The organism is Herbaspirillum seropedicae, from assembly GCF_001040945.1.
GTDB lineage: Bacteria > Pseudomonadota > Gammaproteobacteria > Burkholderiales > Burkholderiaceae_D > Herbaspirillum > Herbaspirillum seropedicae.
In genome coordinates this window covers 5,343,335-5,366,686 of sequence record NZ_CP011930.1, presented here as the reverse complement: position 1 = coordinate 5,366,686, position 23,352 = coordinate 5,343,335, and the positions used below count along the sequence as shown (strand labels likewise).

Below are 23,352 nucleotides of genomic sequence, written 5' to 3'. Positions count from 1 at the left end.
CCCGATCAAGCTGAAAAAGTGTATCACAGCGCCGCAGAACGCCTCGGGGTGCGCGGCATTGCCACCATGCCAACTTCGACTGCCTTGCCTGACTTTCCTGATGATGATCCTGCCGACCTGGCCTGGTGGCTGCGTCTGTCCCTGGCCGAGGGCGTGGGCCCAGCCACGGCGCGCCGCCTGCTGGCGGCCTTCGGCTTGCCGGGCCAGCTCTGGCAGGCTGATGCCAGCGCCCTGGCGGCCGTGGTGTCGCCGGCCCTGGCCGCGCGCCTGCTGCGCGCTCCCACGCCGGCCGTGCGCGCGCAGATCGCAGCGACGCTGGCCTGGCTGCAGCAGCCCGGCCATGCCATCCTCACCCTGGCGGACTCCCGCTATCCGCCGGCCCTGCTGGACATCGCCGATCCACCGTTGTTGCTCTACCTGCGCGGCGACCCCGCCTGGCTCGGCGCCGAGGCGGTGGCCGTGGTGGGCAGCCGCAACGCCACCGCGCAGGGGATCGCGCATGCCAGCCGTTTCTCGCGCGAGCTTTCCCGCGCCGGCCTGAGCATCGTCTCCGGACTGGCCCTGGGCATCGATGCCGCCGCGCACGAGGGTGGGCTCGATGGTCCGGGATCGACCGTGGCCGTGATCGGTACCGGTATCGACATCGTCTATCCACGCCGCCATGAGGCGTTGGCAGCGCGCATCGCCGCTGCCGGCTGCATCGTCAGTGAATATCCCCTGGGTACGCCGCCGCTGGCATCCAACTTCCCGCGCCGCAACCGTCTCATCTCGGGACTGGCGCGCGCGGTGCTGGTGGTGGAGGCGGCGGCGCAGTCGGGCTCGCTGATCACCGCCCGCATGGCCGCCGAGCAGGGGCGCGATGTCTTCGCCATTCCCGGTTCCATCCATGCGCCGCTGGCCAAGGGCTGCCACCAGCTGATCCGCCAGGGGGCCAAGCTGGTGGAGACGACGCAGGACATGCTCGATGAGTTGCCATCACGGCAAGCTGTCCGGGTGGCCCATCCCTCACCGCAGAGCCAGGTCGACGACGATGCGATGACTTCCCTTGTCATGCAGGCAATGGCGCATGATCCGGTCGATATCGACACCCTGGCCGCCCGCTGTGGGCTGGAAGCGGCGGTCCTGGCAGGCTTGTTGCTCACGCTGGAGCTGGCGGGGCGCATCGAGTTGTTGCCAGGTGCGCTTTACCGCAGGTTGGAGTGAAGAAATTAGTAGCCGTCGCCGGCCAATTGCTGCCATACTGACCTTGGCTGACTTGTACATTCATAACCTTCGCGATAGAGTACGAACATGTTTGATGTCCTCGTTTACCTGTACGAAACCTACTATCGCCCTGATGCCTGCCCCGAACCGGAGGCCTTGGTCAAGAAGTTGTCCGCGATCGGTTTCGAAGAAGATGAAATCTCCCAGGCACTCGGATGGCTGACCGATCTCGAGGTCGCCAACCACGAATTCGCCGACAACTATCCCCGCCAGACCGCCTTTTCCTTCGGTACCCGCATCTATGCGCGCCAGGAAAGCGATGTGCTGGGGGTGGAAGCCATCGGTTTCATCCAGTTCCTCGAATCGGCCAAGATGCTCGACCCGATCCAGCGCGAGATCGTCATCGAGCGCGCGCTGGCCGCTGGCGAAGCACCGGTGGGACTGGAAAAGCTCAAGGTGATCGTGCTCATGGTGTTGTGGAGCCAGGGCAAGGAGCCGGATGGGCTGATGTTCGAGGAGCTGTTCCTCGACGAGGAAGACGCCGAACCGCGCCTGCTGCACTGAATTCCCCTGGGGAGCTGGCGCGTCTGCACCAGGACGGGGCGTTCCCGCAGAGTTGCAAATGGTCTGAAACACAGCAACGGCAAGCCTTGTGCTTGCCGTTTCATTTGCATCACGCTTATCATTGCCCCGCATTGGGCCGTTATTGGCTACTATATAAAAATTCCGTTGTCCACAGGCAATGAAGCGCCGGCAGATGTGCCGCCCTTGCCAGGATGACATGGTTGTTTCGGGAGATCCCGGCCCCAACTGGGCCAGACCGGCCCCGCAACAAGCCAGCAACCGACCTCTCTACATCGAGACCCATACTTATGAGCAAGACCCTCATCATTGCCGAGAAGCCCTCTGTCGCGAACGACATCGCGAAGACGCTCGGCGGCTTCACCAAGCACGATGAGTATTTCGAATCCGATCAGTACATCCTGTCATCGGCCGTCGGCCACCTGCTGGAAATCGCAGTCCCCGAGGAATACGACGTCAAGCGCGGCAAGTGGAGCTTCACCCACCTGCCCATGATCCCGCCGCACTTTGCGCTGAACCCGATCGCCAAGACCGAGTCGCGCCTGAAGGTGCTCTCCAAGCTGATCAAGCGCAAGGATGTGACCACCCTCATCAATGCATGTGACGCGGGCCGCGAAGGTGAACTGATCTTCCGCCTCATTGCGCAATACACCAAGGCCAAGCAGCCGGTGAAGCGCCTGTGGCTGCAATCGATGACCCCTGGCGCCATCCGCGAGGGCTTCGCCCATCTGCGTGACGACGAGGAAATGCTGCCGCTGGCCAATGCCGCGCGCTGCCGCAGCGAGGCCGACTGGCTCATCGGCATCAACGGCACCCGCGCCATGACCGCCTTCAATTCCAAGGAAGGCGGCTTCTACCTCACCACCGTGGGCCGCGTGCAGACGCCGACCCTGTCCATCGTGGTCGAGCGCGAAGAGAAGATCAAGAAGTTCGTCCCGCGCGATTACTGGGAAGTGCACGCCGAGTTCGTCTGCGCCGCTGGCATCTACAAGGGCCGCTGGCTGGACAAGGGGCACAAGAAGGACGAGGCCGATCCCGAGAAGCGCCCCGAGCGCCTGTGGAGCAAAGCCGCAGCGGACTCCATCGTGGCCGCCTGCCGCGACAAGCCGGGCAATGTCACCGAGGAATCCAAGCCGACCACGCAGATGTCGCCGGGCCTGTTCGACCTGACCAGCCTGCAGCGCGAGGCCAACTCGCGCTTCGGCTTCTCGGCCAAGAACACCCTGGGCCTGGCCCAGGCGCTGTATGAAAAGCACAAAGTGCTGACCTATCCGCGTACCGACTCGCGCCACCTGCCCGAGGACTACATCAACACGGTCAAGGACACCATGGAGGCGCTGGCGGAGAACAACAACTACCACCAGTTCTCCAAGCAGATCCTCAAGCAAGGCTGGGTCAAGCCCAACAAGCGCATCTTCGACAACACCAAGATCAGCGACCACTTCGCCATCATCCCGACCACCCAGGTGCCCAAGAACCTGTCAGAGCCGGAGCAGAAGCTCTACGATCTGGTGACGCGCCGCTTCATGGCCGTGTTCTTCCCGCCGGCCGAGTTCCAGGTGACCACCCGCTACACGGAAGTGTCGGGCCACCAGTTCAAGAGCGAAGGTAAAGTGATGATCAACCCTGGCTGGCTGGCCATCTACGGCAAGCAGGTCGAGGAAGACGACAAGGACAAGGAAGGCGGTGGCAACCTGGTGGCCGTGGCCCCTGGCGAGAAGGTCAAGACCGACAAGGTCACCGCCAACGGCCTGGTCACCAAGCCGCCCGCCCGCTACACCGAAGCCACGCTGCTGTCGGCCATGGAAGGCGCGGGCAAGCTGGTGGACTCCGATGAACTGCGCGAAGCCATGGCCGGCAAGGGCCTGGGCACGCCAGCCACGCGTGCGGCCATCATCGAAGGCCTGCTGAACGAAAAGTACCTGATCCGCGAAGGCCGCGAGATGATGCCCACCGCCAAGGCCTTCCAGCTGATGACGCTGCTGCACGGCCTGGGCGTGGACGAACTGACCGAACCCGAGCTGACCGGCGAGTGGGAACACAAGCTGGCGCAGATGGAGCGCGGCAAGATCAGCCGTGACGAGTTCATGCGCGAGATCGCGCAGATGACCCAGATCATCGTCAAGCGCGCCAAGGAATACGACAACGACACCATCCCCGGCGACTACGCGACGCTGAAGACGCCTTGCCCCAACTGCGGCGGCGTGGTGAAGGAAAACTACCGTCGCTTCGCCTGCACCAAGTGCGAATTCTCGATGAGCAAGGTGCCCGGTGGTCGTCAGTTCGAGATCGCCGAAGTGGAAGAACTGCTGCAGAACCGCACCATCGGTCCGTTGCAGGGCTTCCGCTCCAAGATGGGCCGACCGTTCGCGGCCATCCTGAAGATTTCGCGCGACGAAGAGATCAAAAACTTCAAGCTGGAATTCGACTTCGGCCAGGACCAGGCCGAGGGCGAGGGCGGCGAGCCGGTGGACTTCAGCGAGCAGACGCCGCTGGGCGCCTGCCCCAAGTGCGGCAGCGGCGTCTACGAGATGGGCCTGGCCTATGTCTGCGAGAAGACCGTGGCCAAGCCCAAGGCCTGTGACTTCCGCAGCAGCCGCATCATCCTGCAGCAGGAAATCCTACCGGAGCAGATGGCCAAGCTCTTGAACGATGGCAAGACCGACCTGCTGCCGGGCTTCATCTCGCAACGTACCCGCCGGCCTTTCAAGGCCTTCCTGGTGCGTGGCAAGGATGGCAAGATCAGCTTCGAGTTCGAGGAACGCAAGGCCAAGGCGCCCGCCAAGGGCAAGGCCGCTGCGGCCGATGCCGATGATGGTGCCGATGAGGCGGTAGCCAAGCCGGCCGCCAAGAAGACGGCGACCAAGACGGCTGCCAAGACCACCGCCACCAAGGCCAAGGCGGCAGCGGCCAAGAAGCCGGCGTTGCGCAAGGCGACGCCGAAGAAGGCGGCCGCTCCCGACGCCTGATTGTCGGCCGGCCGGAAACGACAAAGCCCTCGCACTTCACGGTGCGAGGGCTTTGGTTTTTTTTCGAACGATTTTCACCTGCTTCCCGTTCGGACTGAGTAGGCCCGCAGGGCCGTATCGAAGCCAGTCCTGAGCCTGTCGAAGGGGCGCTCCGTCGATCACAATTCGGCGCGTCTTCGATACGCGGCTGCGCCGCTACTCAGCCCGAACGGTGGGTAGGTCAGTCCTAACGGATGGTAGGCGCTTTGTCAGTGCTTGGTCAGTCGCTGTACACCACCGTCAACGGCGCATGATCCGAGAAGCGCTGCTCTTTGTAGATCGCCGCACTCACCGCCTTGGCCGCAATGCCCGGCGTGGAGACGTGGTAATCGATACGCCACCCCACGTTGTTGGCCCAGGCCTGGCCGCGATTGCTCCACCAGGTGTAGGCCTCGCCGGTGGTCTCGGGATGCAGGCGGCGGTACACGTCCACCAGGCCCAGCTGGTCGAAGATGCGCGTCATCCAGGCGCGTTCTTCCGGCAAGAAGCCCGAATTCTTCTGGTTGCTCTTCCAGTTCTTCAGGTCGATTTCCTTGTGGGCGATATTCCAGTCGCCGCAGATGACCACTTCGCGGCCGCTCTTTTCCAGTTCCATCAGGTGCGGCAGGAAGGCTTCCATGAAGCGGAACTTGGCTTCCTGGCGTTCCTCGCTGGAGGAACCCGAGGGCGCATAGAGCGAGATCACGGTCAGGTCGCCGTAGTCGCATTCGACATAGCGACCTTCGTCATCGAATTCGGTATTGCCAAAGCCGATGCGCACCGAATCCGGCTGGCGGCGGCTGTAGACGCCCACGCCTGAGTAACCCTTCTTCTGGGCATAGTGGAAATGGCCGACATAGCCGGCCGGGGCCAGGAATTGCTCGGTCATGTCGGCCGCCTGGGCCTTCAGTTCCTGCACGCAGACGAAGTCCGGCGCTTCCTTTTGCAGCCATTCGAAGAAGCCCTTCTTGGCGGCCGAGCGGATTCCGTTGAGGTTGGCGGAGACGATTTTGGGCATGGCGGTCCTGTTTGCTTGCTGCGGAAGATTGTTCAATAAGGCCGGTAGCATAACCGATAGGGTGAATCATTTAAAATGGCGGCCTGATGAAGGCTTTGCCGCCGCGCTGCCTTGCCCTCCGGCAAGCAGCTGTGGTCCGCGCCTTCCGTTTTGACTCTTCCCGGGAAATGCATTGTGAGCAACTTGAGACAGGAATTCATCGAATTCGCGGTATCGGCCGGCGTGCTGCGCTTTGGCGAATTCGTCACCAAGGCAGGCCGTACCTCGCCTTACTTCTTCAACGCCGGCCTCTTCAGCGAAGGCGCAACGCTGGCCCAGGTGGCCCGCTTCTACGCCCAGACCCTGCAGGATTCGGGCGTCGAATATGACATGCTGTTCGGCCCCGCCTACAAGGGCATCACCCTGGCCTCGGCCACCGCCGTGGCGCTGGCCGGCATGGGCCGCAACGTCCCCTTCGCCTTCAATCGCAAGGAAGCCAAGGACCATGGCGAAGGCGGCACCATCGTCGGCGCCAAGCTGCAGGGCAAGGTCGTCATCATCGACGACGTGATCTCGGCTGGCACCTCGGTGCGCGAGTCGGTGGACATGATCCGCGCCGCCGGCGCCACCCCCTGCGCGGTGCTGATCGCGCTGGACCGCATGGAGCGCTCCGGCAAGGATGGCGCGCTCTCCGCGCTGTCGGCGGTGCAGGAAGTGGCGCGCGAATACGATATGCCGGTCATTTCCATCGGCAACCTCAACGATCTCTTCGAGTACATCTCCAACGGCGGCGATGCCCGGCTGGCGCAATACAAGGATGCGGTGGCGGCCTATCGTACCCGTTATGGCGTCTAAACTGCGGTAAAGCAGGTCAATGAAAGACAAAAGGCTGCATCTTCGCGATGCAGCCTTTGTTTTTGCGGTTTGTGACGCTTTGTTGGATCGATGCGGGATTGCTTACAGCGGCCTGATCGCGCCGGCCACGTTGTGGCGTTGCAGGCGGTCATCCAGTTCTCCCACCTGGGCGGCCACGGCATTCTCGGTCTGTTCCACGCGCAGGTGGATATCGCGCTGCAAGGCGTCCAGGCGCTGCGCCAGCAGGGTTTGCTGCTCGCTCTGGCGCTGCTGCAGTTGCGCCAGCTCGGTCTTGAGATAGCCGCGCAGGTCATTGAAACGCGAATGCTCGGCCTGGTCGGCCAGGGTGCGCTGGGCTTCCAGCTGCTTGGTCAGGCGGCGGCTTTCCAGCATCACCGAGGTCTGCAGCGCCAGGATATAGAGCAGGAAGAACGCCGTCAGCACCACCACCACGCCCAGCATCACCAGCCCCACCGGAGCCTGGAAATCGGTGTAGATCAGCGACAGCGTGGAAGGCGTCGTGAACGCCGTCCAGTTGACGGCGGCGAAAATGGCGACCAGCGCCAGCAATACGATCAGCAAGATGGTTCGGAATCTCATTGCAGCCTCCTGTTTTCTTGTATGGGAAGTGGCAGGCGTCATCGCTTCGGTTGACGGCGGGGGAATTGCTGTGTGTGGCAATTTGGACCGCCAGCGAGGGAAAGATGTTCCTTCTAGTTGCTAAAACGATATCTTTGATGTCGTCCGGACAGAAAAAAAGCCGGCATGCAGCCGGCTTTCGGATAGGGGCAGGAGGACTCAGGCCGCGCTCAGGGCCTTTTCCAGCAGCTGGTGCAGTTCGGCGAATTGCGGTTCGCCGACATAGCGCTTGATGATGTTGCCCTGCTTGTCGATGACGAAGGTGGTCGGGGTCAGCTTGACGTCGCCGAAGGCCTTGGCCAGCGTGTCCTGCGGATCGAGGGCGACCTTGAAGGGCAGTTTGCGGGTTTCGGTGTAGTTCAGCACATAGTTGGGCGGATCATAGCTCATGGCCACTGCGACGAAGTCCAGGCCGCGGTCCTTGAACTTGTTGTACGTGTCTATCATCTGCGGCATTTCGCCGACGCAGGTAGTGCAGCTGGTGGCCCAGAAATTGACCATGACCACCTTGCCGCGCAAGTCCTTCAGGTTGACCTGCTGGCCATCGAGCTTGGTGAAGGTGACGTCAGGCGCGGCGTTGCCGGCATTGACCTTGAAGTAGGTGAAGGCGGCGATGGCGGCCACCACCGCCAGGGCGGCCAGCTTGATCATGAGACCGCTCTTGGAAGCGTTCGGCTGTGCTTGCATGGGGAAACTCCGGAAAAGCGATGGGCGCAAGCCCCTCGGACCGCCACATTATAGACCCCGTGGCGGCTTCCTGCGCGGTGCCGGCCCATATGAAAACCGCCGGACGGGCCGGCGGTTTGACTTGCATCAGGGGCTGTTGCCAGGAAACGATCAGCTGGTGGCCTTGTTCTCGCTGGCGGGCTTGCGCTGGTAATCCTTCAGTTCGTCTTCGCTGATGTATTCGAACAAGGTCACGACCTTGGTCACATCGGACACGCCGCTGGCGATCTGGGCCGCGCGCTGGCCTTCGCGCTGGGTCACGCGACCCATCATGTAGACGATGCCGCGCTCGGTGGTGATCTTGAAGGCGCTGGAGTAGAGCGTCTTGTCGTCCACCAGGCTGGCCAGGACCTTGCTGGTGATGAGCGCATCGTTGGAACGCGAACCGAAGCTGGAGGCCGGCATCACTGCCAGTTCGTTGTAGACCGTCTCGACGTTCTGGATGGCGCGGGTCTCGCGCTCGGCGGTCGCCTTGGCGGCTTCGTCCGGTACTTCACCGGAGAGCAGCACCTTGCGGTTGAAGGCGGTCACGTTCACGTGGGAGCCGGCGGGGAGGACTTCCGGCAGGCGCGATTCGCCCTTGACCACGATGGCCTTGTCTTCGGTCTGGGCGCCCAGCGTGCGACGGTCGGTCGCGGCGAAGGTGGTGGCCAGCGCGCCGCCGGCGAATACCGCGAAACAGCCTTGCAGGCTCAGCGCCAGCATGCCGCCCAGGGCCACTGCGGCCAACGGGCGGCGCAGGGTCGTCAACAGCGAAGGTGCTTCATTCATGTGCGTCATCTCCAAAAAGTGCGACGTCGATGCCGTCGCAGATGCAATGCAGGGTGACCAGATGCACTTCCTGGATGCGCGCGGTACGGTCATGCGGCACGCAGATATGCACATCGGCGTCGTTCAAGACCTTGCCAATCTTGCCGCCGCCCTTGCCGGTCAGCGCCACCACGCGCATGTCACGCTCGTGGGCCACTTCGATGGCCGCCAGGATGTTGCCCGAGTTGCCCGAGGTGGAGAAGGCCAGCAGGATGTCGCCGGACTGGCCGAAGGCCTGGACCTGCTTCGAGAAGATTTCCTGGTAGCTGTAGTCGTTGCCTACCGCTGTGAGGATGGAGGTATCGGTGGTCAGCGCCAGCGCCGGCAGGGGCAGGCGCTCACGTTCGAAACGACCCACCAGTTCGGCGGCGAAGTGCTGGCTGTCAGCAGCCGAACCGCCATTGCCGCAGGCAAGGATCTTGTTGCCATTCGACAGCGCGGTGAACATAAGTTCAATGGCCTGTTCGATCGGTTGCGCCAGCACGCTGGCGGCCTTCATCTTCAGGTCGGCGCTTTCCTGGAAATGGGCGAGGATGCGAGGATTTGTCATGATGCCTGCGATTATAGTTGAGACGCTCGGGGCCGGGCCCGCGCCTCTGGTGAAGAAAAATGTCCGTGGACCGGTCGCACATGATACGCCAGCAGCGCGCGATTGCGCCCGCCATGGCGTATTCAGGCCTCGATGGCGTTGCGCAGCCACTGCAGCTGTTGGCCCTCCAGGGTGACGACATCGAAGCGGCAGGGCGGCGTGCCGGCCTGCGCCTGCAGCCAGCGCTGCGCCGCCAGGATCAGGCGACGCTGCTTGGCCGGCGTGACGCTGGCGGCCGCGCCGCCATAGGAAGCGCCGGCGCGGGCGCGCACTTCGACGAAGACCACGGTGTCACCCTCGCGCATGATGAGATCGATTTCACCGCCCTGGCAGCGGTAATTGCGCTCCAGCAGTTGCAGGCCCTGCTGGCGCAGATGCGTCAGCGCCTGTTGCTCGGCCGCCTCGCCGGTACGCTGGCGCGAGGTGCGCGACCCCGAAGCATTGAGCGCCATGACGCAGTCGCGGCCTCAATACTGGTCGGCCGTGGGCACCGGCCAGCCATCCTGGTAGATGGCCTGGGTTTCCTGGCGCTGGAAATAGGTGGCGCCGCCGCTGACCATGTTCACGTTCAGGCGTCCCGTGACACCGTCCACGTCAAAGCCCGAGCGCTGCTGCGCGATGCCGTAGGCGATACGGTAGGCATCGATGCCCAGTGCATACAGGCGCGCCAGATCCGGGTTGGGGCGCTCGTTGTCGTTGATGGTCGGACGCGGGTAGCGGGCCACGGCCACGTTGTCGGCCTGCAATTGCCAGGGAATGTCGATGAGGCGCACGCCATCCAGTTCAGGCAGCTTGTCGTTGGGATTGTCACGCTTGAGCGTAAAGGGGTTGATCTGCGAAGTGCCATACAGCGGCAGCTCGGTGCCCACAGCGCTGCGCAACTGCACGGCCTGGGACGCGTCCAGCGCCAGGAACAGCAGCGCCGGCTTTTCCTGTTCCACGCGCTTGGCCAGTTGCGCCAGGCCGGGGGCGGAGAGGGCGTTGGAGGGCGTGCTCAGTTCCAGCGTCTCCACCTGCATGCCCAACTGGCGCGCGCGCAGCTGGAACGAGCGGGCGGCCCGCTTTTGCCAGGCCACGCCGGTGGAGATGGCGAAGATCTTGCCGGGCGCTTTTTCCTTCTCGACCCAGTTGGCGACCTGGCGGGCTTCTTCATCGATGGACAGTCCCACCGCCAGCATCTGCGCTGGCAGCTGCATCTCGCCTTCGCCGGCCATGTCCGGCTGGGCCAGGGCGATGGTGGGCTTGCTCACGCGTCCACTCTGCGCCACCGCCGTGACGGCGCTGCGCGAGAGCGGGCCGATGAGGATGTCAAAGCGCGCCGAGGCCTCGTCATAGGCGCGCTGCATGTCGGCCGCCGAGTCGCCCGTTTCGATGATGGAGAGCTGGATGTTGTCCTTCTGGCGCGAATAGGCCGTCAGCAGGCCGGTGCGTACCGCATCGGCGGCGGCCCCGAAGGCACCGCTGCGGTTGGGCAGCAGCACCGCCATGCGTACCGGCGCTGCGGCAGCCGGCGTGGCCGGCAGGCCCGCGGCTTCTGCCTGGGCTTCGGAGGAGCTGCCCGGCGGCAGGATCACTGCGCCGCCATTGCCTGCGCCCACGCCCGCAGCGGGCAGCGCGGGGGTGGCAGTCTGCGCCAGCAGGGGTACACTGTCGGCTGCTGTGGCGGTGTTCGGTGCGAGCGCCGCCCAGGACGCCAGCAAGCCAGCCACCAGGGCCGCTCGCGCGCTCATTTTCATCAATCCAGTGAACATCCCGCCTCCTCCAATGAATCAGAATTCCAGCGTTGCCGCCACCATCCTGCAAGATGCCGCCCAGCAAAACTATCCGGTGTCGGCATTATATGTGCTGGCTACGCCCATCGGGAATGTCTGCGACATCAGCCTGCGCGGCCTGCACCTGTTGAGCATCGCCGACGCCGTGGCCTGCGAGGACACGCGCAACACCAGCCAGTTGTTGCAGCGCTACGGTCTCTCGCGCCCGCTGCTGGCCACCCACGAACACAACGAACGCGAAGCCGCCGCCAAGATCATCGAGCGCCTGCACGCCGGGCAGCGGGTGGCGCTGGTGTCCGATGCGGGCACTCCTGCGGTGTCCGATCCGGGCGCGCGGGTGGTCGATGCGGTGCGCGCGGCGGGTTTGCGGGTGATCCCCTTGCCGGGCGCCTCGGCGGCGATCACGGCCTTGTCGGCGTCGGGCCTGACCGATGAGCGCTTCCATTTTGTCGGCTTCCTGCCGGCCAAGACGCGCCAGCGCGAGACCGCCTTGCAGGAATTGGTCGAGTTGCCGGCGGCCCTGGTGTTCTATGAAGCGCCGCATCGCATCGTCGAGACCGTGCAGTCGCTGTTGCAGGTGTTCGGTCCGCAGCGCCAGGTGGTGCTGGCGCGCGAGCTGACCAAGCTGTTCGAAGACATCCACCGCTGCTCGCTGGGTGAAGCGCCCGACTGGCTGGCGCAGGACGCCAACCGCCAGCGCGGTGAATTCGTGATCCTGGTAGAAGGTGCGCCGGTGACCGAGGGCGATGGCGCCGAGGCCGAGCGCGTGCTGCGCATCCTGTTGGCCGAACTGCCGGTGCGGCAGGCGGCGGCGCTGGCCGCGCAGATCACGGGGGTGAAGAAGAACGCGCTCTATGACCGCGCCCTGGCGATCCGCCAGGGCGCGCAGGAGGACGAAGAGGCGGGTGAGGACGAGGACGACGCCTGATCCCGCGGGATCGGGCGTCGACGATCAGCGCTCGACGATGAAGGGCGTACCCGCGCTGCGCTGGCGCACCAGCATGGCGGCATTCTGCGCCGCCGGACGGGTGGGGTAGGGGCCGGCGTAGAGGCGATAGAGGCCGTTGACCTGCACCGCCTGCATGCTGTCGACGATGCCCGAGAGGCTGGGCAGCAGTTTCTCTTTCGCCTGCAGGGCGTTGGTTTCCTGGGAATAGGCGCCGAATTGCAGGTAGTAGCCCGCTGTCAGCGGCACCGCCTGCGGCATCGCCGGGGAGGGCGCCGAGCCGCTCGCCACGGCATTGATGATGCCGCCGCCGCCGTTGAGACCAGCACCATTGGCTGCGCTGGTGGTGGACGCGTTGATCGGCTGCACCGCCGCCACGGTGGGTTGCGGCGGCAGGTTCTGGGTGCTCACGGAGTTGATCTCGACCGCGCCGGTGGACACCCCAGCGCCATTGTCGGCAGCCTTGTTGATCGGATCGGCCGCCGCCACGGCGGTGCCATTGCGGCGGGCATCGGCCATGCGCTGGGCTTCTTCGGGCAGGATGCGCTCGACTTCCAGCTCGCTGCTGCCGCTACCCAGGTAGCCCAGTTTCAGGGCGGCGGTATAGGACAGGTCGATGATGCGGCTGGAATGGAAGGGACCACGGTCATTGATGCGCACGATCACCTGCTTGCCCGTCTTCAGGTTGGTCACCCGGGCATAGGAGGGGATGGGCAGCGTGGGGTGCGCCGCCGTCATCTTGTACATGTCGTAGAGTTCGCCGGAAGACGTCTTCTGGCCATGGAATTTCTTGCCATACCAGCTGCCGATGCCGCGCTGGACGAAGGGCTGGTTGTCCGTGATGGGAACGTAGGTCTTGCCGAACACCGCATAGGGACGGCTGGCGGCCTTGGAGACCGGCTCCACCTGCGGCTCGGCATCGGCCACGTCCAGCAGGCCGTCGGGGATATGGTCGCCCGGGCCGTCGTCCTTGTAGTAGCCGCCGCGCCCGGAGCCCGCCGCCGGTAGCGCCGGTACGTTGGAGGGACGCGAGGAGCCGGCCTTTACCGGCGTCGGGGCCTGGACGCCGCCTTGGCGGCTGGCCGGGGGCGTGGTGCCGCAGGCCGCCAGCAGCAAGGGCAGCAGCAGCGCCGCTGCACGCAGCGCCGCTCCGGTCGGAGGGACCGCCGCGCGGCCCGGATGTTGGAGTGATGGTGTTCCCATTGGCTGTCCTTGTTCAACAGTCGATGTGCCGGATCGCCCACCGGAGTGGGGCCGGGATTGTCTGCAACGATACCAGAGTGCAACCTCCCCAGGCTGACAACCCGTCAGTGGGGCAAGTTCAACCGGTGACGCGCTTGGCCCTCTGCCGGGCCGATCAGCTCTGCACCAGCTTGCGATGGCGCTGGATGCTCATCAGGATGCCCGCGCCCAGCCCCAGCGTGACCAGGGCCGTGCCGCCATAGCTCATGAAGGGCAGCGGCACGCCCACCACTGGCAGGATGCCGCTGACCATGCCCATGTTCACGAAGGCATAGGTGAAGAAGATCATGGTGATGGCACCGCCCAGGAGGCGCGTGAAAAGTGTCGGCGCATTGGCCGTGATCATGAGGCCCCGTCCAATCAGCAGCAGGTACAGCACCAGCAGCACGATGTTGCCGATCAGCCCGAATTCTTCGGAATAGACCGAGAAGATGAAGTCGGTGGTCCGCTCGGGGATGAATTCCAGGTGGGTCTGCGTCCCCATCAGCCAGCCCTTGCCGGTCACCCCGCCCGAGCCGATGGCAATGGTCGACTGGATGATGTGGAAGCCCTTGCCCAGCGGATCGGAGGTCGGGTCGATCAGCATCATGACGCGCTGGCGCTGGTAATCATGCATGAATGACCACACCACCGGCAGGCTGGCCGCCCCGGCCACGAACAGGCCCGCCAGGATCTTCCAGGGCAGTCCGGCGAAGAAGATCACATAGAAACCGGCGGCCAGCACCAGCAGGCCCGTGCCCAGGTCAGGCTGGCGGATGATCAGGAAACCCGGGATCAGCAGCAGGATCGCCGCCACCACGAAGGCATCCCAGCGCAGCATGCCTTCGCGCTTCTGGAAATACCAGGCCAGCATCAGCGGCATGGCGATCTTCATGATCTCGGAGGGCTGCACCACCATGCCGATGTTGAGCCAGCGCCGCGACCCCTTCTTGATGATGCCGAACAGCGCCACCGCAATGAGCAGCGTCACCCCCACCGTATAGACCGGCACCGCCAGCCGCAGCAGCAGCTGGGGGGAGACGTTGGCGGCGATCCACATGACCACGAAGGCCACCAGGATGTTGCGCAGCTGGTCTTCCACCCGGCCGGGGAAGTTCATGCCGGCCGAATAGAGCGTCACGATGCCCACCGACAGGATCAGGAATACGATCAGCGACAGCGCGCCGTCGAACACCGTCAGGTGCGGCTTGATGATTTGCCACAGGGGCGGACGTTGCAGGCTCATGCCGGCTCCTCGTGCGTACTGCTTGTTGCGATGTCAGGGCGGACGCGACCGGGTCGACCGGCCGCGTCCGCGTTCAAATCCGGGGCGGTCTCATTCCTGCACATCCGGCTGGACCGTCGGCGTGGCGCCGTTGTCCTCGGAGGTCGGGCCTTCGACCGGCGTATCGGCGGTCACGGCCTCGGCGGGCGCGATCGACTTGATCGGTTCGTTGGGACGCTTGCCCAGCATGAAGTAGTCCATGGCCTTGCGCACCAGCGGCGCGGCTACGCCAGCGCCCCAGCCACCGTTCTCGACCACCGCCGCAATGGCAATGCGCGGCGCATCGGCCGGGGCAAAGCCGATATACAGGCCGTTGTCGTGGTAGATGCGCGAGAGCTTCTTGGAGTCGTACTTCTGGTTCTTGGCGATGTTGACCACCTGCGCCGTACCGGTCTTGCCGCCCGATTCATAGGGCGCACCCCGGAAGGCGGCGGCGCCCGTGCCTTCCTTGACCACGCCCACCATGGCGCGCTTGATGAAGTCGATGTTTTCCTGCTTCATCGGGATGCGGTAGCTTTCCTTGGGCACGGTCTCGGTGCGCTCGTGGGTCACGCCATCCTCGACGATCTTGACCAGGTGCGGCTTCATCACCACGCCGTTGTTGGCCAGGATGGCCGTGGCCTGCGCCAGTTGCAGCGGCGTAAAGCTGTTGTAACCCTGGCCGATGCCCAGCGAGACGGTGTCGCCGGCGATCCAGCGCTTCTGCTCGGGTTTGCGGAAGGCGGTGCGCTTCCACTCGGTGGAGGGCAGGATGCCGCGCTTCTCGTGCTCCAGGTCGATGCCGGTGATCTGGCCGAAGCCGAACGGCTTCATGAAGTCATGGATGGCGTTGACCCCCATGTCATTGGCCAGCATGTAGTAGTAGGTGTCGCAGGAGACCACCACCGAGCGGTACATGTCCACCACCCCGTGGCCACCTTCCTTGTCATCGCGGAAACGGTGGTTGCCCAGGATGAAGTAGCCGGGGTCGCGGATGGCGTCTTGCGGGCGGCGCTTGCCCAGCTCCAGCGCGGCCAGCGCCATGAAGGGCTTATAGGTCGAACCGGGCGAATACAGGCCCGACAGGGGGCGGTTCAGCAGCGGCCGGTCGGGGGACTTGTTCAACTCATCCCAGCTCTGCTGGTCGATGCCTTCGACGAACAGGTTGGGGTCATAGGAGGGCTGCGAGACATAGGCCAGGATGTCGCCGGTGGCCGGGTTGATCGCGACCAGCGCGCCCTTCTGGTCGCCGAAGGCTTCTTCCACCACCTTCTGCAGCTCGATGTCGATGGACAGGATCAGGTTCTTGCCGGGCGTGGCCGGCGTGCGCGAGAGCGAACGCACCGCGCGCCCGCTGGCCGAGATTTCCACTTCCTCGTAGCCGGTGGTGCCGTGCAGCTGGCTTTCGTAGCTCTTTTCCAGGCCTTCCTTGCCGATGTAGTCGGTACCGTTGTAGTTGGCCTCGTCGTCGGAATCGGCAATGCGTTCGGCATCGCGCTGGCTGATGCGGCCGATGTAGCCGATCACGTGCGCCGCCGTCTTGCCATAGGGATACTGGCGGAACAGGCGGGCCTGCACTTCCACGCCCGGGAAGCGATAGCGCTGGGCGGTGAACTTGGCCACTTCCTCATCGGTCAGGCGGGTGCGGATGGGGACGCTTTCGAAGTTCTTGGATTCTTCCTGCAGGCGGCGGAAGCGGCGGCGGTCGCGCGGCTGGATTTCCACCAGCGTGCCCAGCTCATCGATGAGGTCATCGATGTTGGTGCGGATCTTGGAAGGGGTGATTTCCAGCGTGTAGGCCGAGTAATTGCGCGCCAGCACCACGCCGTTGCGGTCCAGGATCAGGCCCCGGTTGGGCACGATGGGCACCACCGAGATGCGGTTTTCCTCGGCCTGGGCGGCGTAGGCGTCGTGGCGCACCACCTGCAGCCACAGAAAGCGCGCCAGCAGCAGGCTGAAGCAGACCAGCACCAGCACGCTCACCGCCAGCAGGCGTATGCGGAACAGCCTCAGCTCATGCGCGGTATTCTTGAATTCGGTCATGCTGCTTGCACCTGGTCCCTCAGATGGGACGGTTTTCGTCGCGGTCGACGGCGCGGCGTTGCGGCGCCAGCAGCAACAGGCTCACCACCGGCCACAGCAGGGCCGACACCACGCTCTCGCTGAAATAGAACCAGTCCGGCGACTTGCCCGTGACCAGCAGCTGGATCACCAACTGCACCGCCTGCGCCAGCAGCAACAGCGGCAGCACATGCAGGGCCTGGGTGCGCAGCGGGAACCACAGCACGCGACGGTGGATCATGATGGCGAAATACGACAGCAGGGTATAGGCCAGGGCGTTCTCGCCCAGCAGCGTGGCCTCGTTGACGTCCATCAGCAGGCCCATCAGGAAGGCCACGCTGATGCCCACCTTGCGCGGCTGGTGGATGTTCCAGAACACCAGCGCCAGCGCCACGAAGTCGGGCACCCCGGCCATCTGGCCCCAGGGCATCAGGTTCAGCAGGAAGGCCACCACCAGGCTGAACGCGATGAACAGCGGATTGGCCGGCAGCAGGATGTAGTGATTGTTCATCGGGTGGTTTCCTTGGCGGCCGGCTTGGCAGGGGCGGGGGCGGTCGTGGCGGCAGCGGCAGCAGGCGCGGCTGCCGCAGCGGCGCCGGCAGCGCCCTTGCGTTCCTCAGCCGGCTTGTCCTTGGGAGTGGCGTTGGCGTCGTCGGCGCTGGTGTCGCGGGTGCTGTCACGCAGCCGGCGCTTGAAGAGCTTGGCCGACTTTTCGTCCACCACGTCCGGTTGCGGACGCGGCGGCAGGTTCTGTTCCACCAGCAGGATCAGCAACTGGCGATGGCGGTCGATGCCGGCCAGGGGACGGCAGACGATGCGCGCGAAGGAGTCCGCCGAGCGCGTCTCCACCAGCGCCACGCTGGCCACCGCCAGGCCGGGCGGGTAGATGCCGTCGATGCCCGAGGTCACCAGCATGTCGCCCTTCTGGATGTCGGCGTTGGCCGGCATGAAGCGCAGGTCCAGCGCGCCGGTCTGGCCACGGCCATAGGCCACGCTGCGCAGGCCGTTGCGCAGCACCTGCACGGGAATGGCCTGGTCCTTGTCGGTCAGCAGCGTCACTTCCGAGGTAAACGGGAAGACCCGCGTCACCTGGCCCACGATGCCGACCTCGTCGATGACCGGTTGGCCGGCTTCCACGCCTTGCTGGGAGCCGCGGTTGAGGATGATCTTGCGGGTGAAGGGATCGCGCGCGTCGTAGAGGATCTCACCGACGATGGACTTGACCGGCACCTTCTGCTGCATTTCCAGCAGCTTGCGCAGCTGGGCGTTCTCGGCCGCCAGCAGGCGTTCCTGCTGCAGCAGCTGGGCGTTGACGATCTGCTGCTGGCGCAGCTCGCGGTTTTCCTTTTGCAGCGTGTTCAGCGCCACCAGTGAATCGGTGATGCTGGTGGCCGCGTCGCGCGGCATCATGGCGACCGTCTGGAACGGGTAGAGGGCCGTGGCCAGGGCCTGGCGTATCGTGCCCAGTACGTGCATGCGGGCGTCGACCACCAGCATCACGATCGACAGCAGCGCAAAGACGGTCACGCGGACCCGGGCCGAGGCGCCCTGCTTGAAGAGTGGTGGGATTTCCATGGCGTCAGGCCACCCGCAGGGCCGCGCGAGGCGGCTGCCGGCAGGCGGGATACTCACTTCCTGCGTCGACTACGATAACAAAAAAGGGAGCCGTCACGTCAGCCAGACCCAGCTCCAGCCGTGCCTGCGCCAAGGGCGGGAGAGGCTCCCGCAGCGGTGGGCAAGTCGGCGTGAACTGCGTCATATCGAACGTATCGGTTCCCCGGTGAACCCGGCGGTACATGGCCGTCGGTTATAACAGCGTAAAAGCTCAACCAGCGTAAAACGGTGCGCCAGAGGCGCAAAGGCCGGCGCAAGGCCGGCCTGAGCGACGCTCGGCTTATTCGGCCGAGAAGATCGAACCCAGCTTGTCCATACGGTCCAGCGCCATGCCCGAGCCGCGCACCACGCAGGTTAGCGGATCTTCGGCCACGATCACCGGCAGGCCGGTCTCTTCCATCAGCAGGCGGTCCAGGTCGCGCAGCAGCGCGCCGCCGCCGGTCAGCATCATGCCCTTTTCGGCGATGTCGGCGCCCAGTTCCGGCGGAGTCTGTTCCAGCGCGTTCTTGACGGCCGAGACGATGTTGTTCAGCGGATCGGTCAGGGCTTCCAGGATTTCATTGCTGGAGATGGTGAAGGAACGCGGGATGCCTTCGGACAGGTTGCGGCCCTTGACTTCCATTTCCTTGACTTCCGAGCCGGGGAAGGCCGAGCCGATTTCCTTCTTGATCGCTTCGGCGGTCTGTTCGCCGATCAGCATGCCGTAGTTGCGGCGGATGTAGTTGACGATGGCCTCATCGAACTTGTCGCCGCCCACGCGCACCGAACCCTTGTAGACCATGCCGCCCAGCGAGATGATGCCCACTTCGGTGGTGCCGCCGCCGATGTCCACCACCATCGAACCGGTGGCGTCGGAGACCGGCAGGCCTGAGCCGATGGCGGCCGCCATCGGTTCCTCGATCAGGTAGACCTGGGATGCGCCCGCGCCCAGGGCGGATTCGCGGATGGCGCGGCGTTCCACCTGGGTCGAACCGCAGGGCACGCAGATGATGATGCGGGGGGAGGGACGGAACAGCTTGGAGTCATGCACCATGCGGATGAATTGCTTCAACATCTGCTCGGTGACGGTGAAATCGGCGATCACGCCGTCCTTCATCGGGCGGATCGCCTCGATGTTGCCGGGCACCTTGCCCAGCATCTGCTTTGCTTCCTTGCCGACCGCCTGGATGGTCTTCTTGCCGTTGGGGCCGCCTTGCTGGCGGATCGCCACCACCGACGGCTCGTCCAGCACGATGCCATGGCCGCGCGCGTAGATCAGCGTATTCGCGGTGCCGAGGTCGATCGCCAGATCGTTCGAGAAATAACTGCGGAGAAATCCAAACATGAGTTGTCCTGATGCGCCCGGGTGGGGGCGCCTAGCTTTTTGATAAGGGGGAGTGTCCGTTCATGCCGGGGCGACGCGAAAAACCGGCGCCAGCAAGGCATTAATCCGACATTCTACCTTATAATTCCCGAGAAACCAGCAAGCCGGTTTGCCAAAAAATCTGGCATTCGGGGACCTCCCGGCCGCCATCCGGCGCGGGTTTGCCGTTTTTGCGCAGTCGCACCATGTCCTGACGGTGCCGCTCGCGCAAACGAACCAGCCCGACTGGCCGCCGTCGCGGAAAACTTCTTCCCGCCTTGCCGGCCACGGTCCTTCCAATTTCAACATCACGCGGTGTGCCCAGCGCGCCCTTTCGACCATGTCACTAAGCCTTTCCGACGTTAAACGCATTGCCAACCTGTCCCGACTGGAGCTCACCGAGGCCCAGGCCGACCAGACGCTGGAGAAGCTCAACGGCATCTTCGCCCTGGTGGAACAGATGAAGGCCGTCGACACCCGCGGCGTGGAGCCGTTGTCGCACCCCATCGCCGCCATCGAACCGGCGCTGGCGCTGCGCCTGCGCGAGGACGTCGTGACCGAGACCAATCGCCGCGACGACTACCAGCAACCCGCCCCGGCGACCCAGGACGGCCTGTACCTGGTTCCCAAGGTGATCGAATAAGCCCGGCGTAGCCCGCCACGCCTACGCCCGCTCCCCGGCACAGCCGACCAGCAAGACCGCAGCCTGACCTATTCCATGCATAAGCTCACCCTCAAAGAACTGTCCGCGCAACTGCAAGCGCGCAAGATTTCCGCCACCGAACTGGCGACCCTGTTCCTGGATCGCATCGACGCCAGCGACCTCAATGCCTTCCTGCATGTGGATCGTGAGCTGACCCTGGCACAGGCCAAGGTCGCTGATAGCCGTCTTTCAGACAATAATGCCGGTCAATTGACCGGTGTGCCTATTGCCCATAAGGACATTTTCGTCACACGAGGGTGGCGCACAACTGCAGGTTCGCGCATGCTCGACAATTACGTGAGCCCCTTCGACGCGACCGTGGTGGAGCAGTTCAATGCTGCCGGCATGGTCACGCTGGGCAAGCTCAACTGTGACGAATTCGCCATGGGATCGGGCAACGAGAACTCCTACTTCGGCCCCACCTTGAACCCCTGGGACAAGCGCGCCGTGCCCGGCGGCTCCTCGGGCGGTTCGGCCGCCGCCGTGGCCGCGCGCCTGGCGCCGGCGGCCACCGCCACCGACACGGGCGGCTCGATCCGCCAGCCGGCCTCGCTGTGTGGCGTCACCGGCATCAAGCCCACCTATGGCAGCGTCTCGCGCTACGGCATGATCGCCTTCGCCTCCTCGCTGGACCAGGGCGGACCGATCGCCAAGACGGCCGAAGACTGCGGCTTGTTGTTGAACGCCATGACCGGCTTCGATGAGCGCGACTCCACCAGCCTGCAACGTCCCAAGGAAGATTTCACCCGCTCGCTCAACGACAGCCTGCAAGGCCTGCGCATCGGCGTGCCCAAGGAATTCTTCGGCGCCGGCCTGGCCGCCGACGTGGAAGCGGCCGTGCGTGCGGCGCTGTCCGAGTTCGAGAAGCTGGGCGCCCAGCTGGTCGAGATCTCCCTGCCAAAGACCGAGCTGTCGATCCCGGTGTATTACGTGATCGCCCCGGCCGAGGCCTCGTCGAACCTGTCGCGTTTCGACGGCGTGCGCTACGGCCACCGTGCCGCCGACTACGGCAATCTGGATGACATGTACCGCAAGTCGCGCGCCGAAGGCTTTGGCGAAGAGGTCAAGCGCCGCATCCTGGTCGGTTCCTACGTGCTCTCGCATGGCTACTACGACGCCTACTACCTGCAGGCCCAGAAGATCCGCCGCCTGATCGCCCAGGACTTCCAGAACGCCCTGGCCGGCGCCAACCGCCAGTGCGACGTCATCATGGGCCCGGTCTCGCCCACCGTGGCCTGGGACCTGGGTGACAAGACCAACGACCCGGTGGCCAACTACCTGGCCGACATCTTCACGCTTTCCACCAGCCTGGCCGGTCTGCCTGGCATGTCCATCCCCTGCGGCTTCGGACAAGGCGAGAAGAACGGCAAGCGCCCGGTCGGCCTGCAGATCATCGGCAATTATTTCGACGAAGCGCGCCTCTTGAACGTGGCGCACCAGTTCCAGCAGGCCACCGACTGGCACCTGCGCGAACCGGCCTGAGCCTGCAGTCCAGCCCTCGTCACCAACAACAGCATTCGCAAGGACAACATCATGCAGTGGGAAGTCGTCATCGGCCTCGAAACGCACACGCAGCTTTCGACCCAATCCAAGATCTTCAGCGGCAGCCCGACCCGCTTCGGCGCCGAACCCAACACCCAGGCCAGCCCGGTGGACCTGGCCTTGCCGGGCGTGCTGCCGGTCCTCAACAAGGGCGCTGTGGAACGCGCCATCCAGTTCGGCCTGGCCATCGGCGCCACCATCGCGCCGCGCTCGATCTTTGCGCGCAAGAACTACTTCTATCCTGACCTGCCCAAGGGCTACCAGATCAGCCAGTTCGAGATTCCGGTCGTGCAAGGAGGCACCATGTCCTTCGCCGTCGAGAAGGATGGCAAGACCGAGATCAAGACCATCAACCTGACCCGCGCCCACCTCGAAGAAGACGCTGGCAAGTCGCTGCACGAAGACTACCAGGGCATGACCGGCATCGACCTCAACCGCGCCGGCACGCCGCTGCTGGAAATCGTCACCGAACCCGAGATGCGCAGCGCCGCCGAAGCCGTCGGCTACGCCAAGGCCTTGCACTCGCTGGTGATGTGGCTGGGCATCTGCGACGGCAACATGCAGGAAGGCTCCTTCCGCTGCGACGCCAACGTTTCCGTGCGTCCGGTCGGCCAGGAAAAATTCGGCACCCGTTGCGAGATCAAGAACCTGAACTCCTTCCGCTTCCTCGAAGAAGCCATCAACTACGAAGTGCGCCGCCAGATCGAACTGATCGAAGACGGCGGCACCGTCGTGCAGGAGACCCGCCTCTACGATCCGGACAAGAAGGAAACCCGCTCCATGCGCAGCAAGGAAGACGCGCAGGACTACCGTTACTTCCCCGACCCCGACCTGCCGCCGCTGGCCATCTCGCAGGAGTGGATCGAGCGCGTCAAGGCCACCATGCCCGAGTTGCCCGCCGCCATGCGCGAGCGCTTCGTGGCCGAGTATGCGCTGCCGGAATACGACGCCATGGTGCTCACGCAATCCAAGGGCATGGCGTCCTACTTCGAAGCCGTGGTCGCGGCAGCCGGCAAGGAACAAGCCAAGCCGGCCGCCAACTGGCTGATGGGTGACGTCGCCTCCACGCTCAATCGCGAAGACACCGACATCGCTGACGCCCCCGTGAAGGCCGCGCAACTGGCCCTGCTGTTGAAGCGCATCGCCGATGGCACCATCTCCAACAAGATCGCCAAGGAAGTCTTCGCCGGCATGTGGGAAGCCAGGTCCGACAAGGATTCCCTGGCCGATGACATCATCGAAGCCAAGGGCTTGAAGCAGATCTCCGACAGCGGCGCGCTGGAAGCCATCGTGGACCAGGTGCTGGCCGCCAATGAAAAGTCGGTCGCCGAATTCCGCGCCGGCAAGGAGCAAGCCATCAACGCCCTGATCGGCCAGGCCATGAAGGCTACCCGCGGCAAGGCCAACCCCGCGCAACTGACCGAATTGCTGCGCAAGAAGCTGAGCAGCTGACACCCGGCCTGAAGCGTTTCGCATGAGCCCCACGCATGGCAACAGGC

At 64.5% G+C, this 23,352-nt stretch carries 21 protein-coding genes; 8 read left to right on the top strand and 13 right to left on the bottom strand.

The features are described 5' to 3' along the window. Positions 1-66: 66 nt before the first annotated feature. The 3 genes from dprA to ACP92_RS23340 all read left to right on the top strand — a co-directional run bounded on the left by dprA (position 67) and on the right by ACP92_RS23340 (position 4,754). Entirely contained in the window at positions 67-1,203 is a 1,137-nt protein-coding gene (gene dprA, locus ACP92_RS23350) for a DNA-processing protein DprA (RefSeq protein ID WP_013236596.1), read from the top strand. Between the two features lie 87 nt (positions 1,204-1,290). Continuing rightward, the gene (locus ACP92_RS23345) at positions 1,291-1,767 is read left to right on the top strand and encodes a Smg family protein (RefSeq protein ID WP_013236595.1); all 477 of its coding nucleotides are present in this window, start codon (positions 1,291-1,293) and stop codon (positions 1,765-1,767) included. Positions 1,768-2,075: 308 nt separating this feature from the next. Then, positions 2,076-4,754, top strand: a complete 2,679-nt coding sequence (locus ACP92_RS23340) for a DNA topoisomerase III (RefSeq protein ID WP_013236594.1) — start codon at positions 2,076-2,078, stop codon at positions 4,752-4,754. A gap of 259 nt (positions 4,755-5,013) precedes the next feature. Here ACP92_RS23340 and ACP92_RS23335 read toward each other — a convergent pair whose 3' ends face one another. Next, positions 5,014-5,790, bottom strand: a complete 777-nt coding sequence (locus ACP92_RS23335; protein WP_013236593.1) for an exodeoxyribonuclease III — start codon at positions 5,788-5,790, stop codon at positions 5,014-5,016. Between the two features lie 174 nt (positions 5,791-5,964). Here ACP92_RS23335 and pyrE point away from each other — a divergent pair, with 174 nt between their 5' ends. Beyond that, positions 5,965-6,624, top strand: a complete 660-nt coding sequence (gene pyrE, locus ACP92_RS23330) for an orotate phosphoribosyltransferase (RefSeq protein WP_013236592.1) — start codon at positions 5,965-5,967, stop codon at positions 6,622-6,624. A 102-nt stretch (positions 6,625-6,726) separates the two neighbouring features. On the opposite strand, the gene ACP92_RS23325 is transcribed toward pyrE, so the two are convergent. From ACP92_RS23325 to ACP92_RS23300, 6 genes are all read right to left on the bottom strand, one after another. Continuing rightward, on the bottom strand, positions 6,727-7,224 hold the full coding sequence (locus ACP92_RS23325; protein ID WP_013236591.1) for a hypothetical protein: 498 nt from the start codon (positions 7,222-7,224) through the stop codon (positions 6,727-6,729). Between the two features lie 198 nt (positions 7,225-7,422). Continuing rightward, positions 7,423-7,950: a peroxiredoxin family protein gene (locus ACP92_RS23320; protein ID WP_013236590.1), complete on the bottom strand. Its 528-nt coding sequence runs from the start codon at positions 7,948-7,950 to the stop codon at positions 7,423-7,425. Positions 7,951-8,100: 150 nt separating this feature from the next. Next, positions 8,101-8,760 (bottom strand): BON domain-containing protein, encoded by a 660-nt coding sequence (locus ACP92_RS23315; protein ID WP_013236589.1) that lies wholly within the window; start codon positions 8,758-8,760, stop codon positions 8,101-8,103. After that, positions 8,753-9,349 carry a phosphoheptose isomerase gene (locus ACP92_RS23310; RefSeq protein WP_013236588.1) on the bottom strand — a complete coding sequence of 199 codons (597 nt, stop codon included), beginning with the start codon at positions 9,347-9,349 and terminating at the stop codon, positions 8,753-8,755. Before ACP92_RS23310 ends, ACP92_RS23315 begins: the two co-directional genes overlap by 8 nt. 122 nt (positions 9,350-9,471) lie before the next feature. Then, complete coding sequence (locus tag ACP92_RS23305) at positions 9,472-9,840, bottom strand: YraN family protein (protein WP_013236587.1); 369 nt, start codon at positions 9,838-9,840, stop codon at positions 9,472-9,474. Positions 9,841-9,855: 15 nt separating this feature from the next. Then, positions 9,856-11,139 (bottom strand): penicillin-binding protein activator, encoded by a 1,284-nt coding sequence (locus ACP92_RS23300; RefSeq protein WP_013236586.1) that lies wholly within the window; start codon positions 11,137-11,139, stop codon positions 9,856-9,858. Between the two features lie 13 nt (positions 11,140-11,152). On the opposite strand from ACP92_RS23300, the gene rsmI reads away from it, so the two are divergent. Then, on the top strand, positions 11,153-12,088 hold the full coding sequence (rsmI, locus tag ACP92_RS23295; RefSeq protein WP_013236585.1) for a 16S rRNA (cytidine(1402)-2'-O)-methyltransferase: 936 nt from the start codon (positions 11,153-11,155) through the stop codon (positions 12,086-12,088). Positions 12,089-12,112: 24 nt separating this feature from the next. On the opposite strand, the gene ACP92_RS23290 is transcribed toward rsmI, so the two are convergent. From ACP92_RS23290 to ACP92_RS23265, 6 genes are all read right to left on the bottom strand, one after another. Then, positions 12,113-13,309, bottom strand: a complete 1,197-nt coding sequence (locus tag ACP92_RS23290; RefSeq protein WP_013236584.1) for a septal ring lytic transglycosylase RlpA family protein — start codon at positions 13,307-13,309, stop codon at positions 12,113-12,115. 154 nt (positions 13,310-13,463) lie between these two features. Further along, entirely contained in the window at positions 13,464-14,573 is a 1,110-nt protein-coding gene (gene rodA, locus ACP92_RS23285; RefSeq protein ID WP_013236583.1) for a rod shape-determining protein RodA, read from the bottom strand. 90 nt (positions 14,574-14,663) lie between these two features. Beyond that, positions 14,664-16,634, bottom strand: coding sequence for a penicillin-binding protein 2 (gene mrdA / locus ACP92_RS23280; protein ID WP_013236582.1), 1,971 nt, complete (start codon positions 16,632-16,634; stop codon positions 14,664-14,666). A gap of 19 nt (positions 16,635-16,653) precedes the next feature. Then, complete coding sequence (gene mreD, locus ACP92_RS23275; protein ID WP_013236581.1) at positions 16,654-17,163, bottom strand: rod shape-determining protein MreD; 510 nt, start codon at positions 17,161-17,163, stop codon at positions 16,654-16,656. Continuing rightward, positions 17,160-18,227: a rod shape-determining protein MreC gene (gene mreC, locus ACP92_RS23270; RefSeq protein WP_171941754.1), complete on the bottom strand. Its 1,068-nt coding sequence runs from the start codon at positions 18,225-18,227 to the stop codon at positions 17,160-17,162. Before mreC ends, mreD begins: the two co-directional genes overlap by 4 nt. Before the next feature lie 319 nt (positions 18,228-18,546). After that, positions 18,547-19,590, bottom strand: coding sequence for a rod shape-determining protein (locus ACP92_RS23265; RefSeq protein WP_006465688.1), 1,044 nt, complete (start codon positions 19,588-19,590; stop codon positions 18,547-18,549). Between the two features lie 358 nt (positions 19,591-19,948). On the opposite strand from ACP92_RS23265, the gene gatC reads away from it, so the two are divergent. From gatC to gatB, 3 genes are all read left to right on the top strand, one after another. Next, a complete protein-coding gene (gene gatC / locus ACP92_RS23260) occupies positions 19,949-20,251 on the top strand; it encodes an Asp-tRNA(Asn)/Glu-tRNA(Gln) amidotransferase subunit GatC (RefSeq protein ID WP_013236579.1) in 303 nt (100 codons plus the stop codon). 75 nt (positions 20,252-20,326) lie between these two features. Continuing rightward, on the top strand, positions 20,327-21,793 hold the full coding sequence (gene gatA, locus ACP92_RS23255; RefSeq protein WP_013236578.1) for an Asp-tRNA(Asn)/Glu-tRNA(Gln) amidotransferase subunit GatA: 1,467 nt from the start codon (positions 20,327-20,329) through the stop codon (positions 21,791-21,793). A gap of 51 nt (positions 21,794-21,844) precedes the next feature. Beyond that, positions 21,845-23,305 carry an Asp-tRNA(Asn)/Glu-tRNA(Gln) amidotransferase subunit GatB gene (gatB, locus tag ACP92_RS23250; protein ID WP_013236577.1) on the top strand — a complete coding sequence of 487 codons (1,461 nt, stop codon included), beginning with the start codon at positions 21,845-21,847 and terminating at the stop codon, positions 23,303-23,305. The last annotated feature ends 47 nt before the right edge of the window (positions 23,306-23,352 follow it).